This window comes from Priestia sp. SIMBA_032, from assembly GCF_046535215.1.
Classification (GTDB): Bacteria; Bacillota; Bacilli; order Bacillales; family Bacillaceae_H; genus Priestia; species Priestia aryabhattai.
Window position 1 is genome coordinate 1 of the sequence record NZ_JAWRXD010000444.1, and the last position, 290, is coordinate 290.

1 protein-coding gene is annotated in these 290 nt (G+C 41.7%); it reads right to left on the reverse strand.

Translation table 11 applies throughout. The annotated features are described in order from the left end of the window. Positions 1-290: hypothetical protein (locus SB717_RS35100; protein WP_410907515.1), on the reverse strand; the 290-nt coding region annotated here is incomplete at both ends.

The following is a 290-nucleotide window of genomic DNA, read 5'->3' on the forward strand; positions in this document are numbered from 1 at the left end:
ATACCAGCGGATGCATTGGTGCTAAGGCCAATAAAGCTTTTCACGATTTCACCAACTGGGATAAACATCGCAAGTAATATTAATTTTATAATAGGATTTTGCGCACCCCCAATAAGTGTAATAACTAACCATAGGGTAATTGCGTGAATCGCTTGAATTAATACTGCACCCATAAGTTCACGAATCCAATATAACGTCTGTTGTTTCTTTTGTGGGAACATCTGGTAAGGTTCTTCGCGTTGCTTCGAATTAAACCACATGCTCCACCGCTTGTGCGGGCCCCCGTCAAT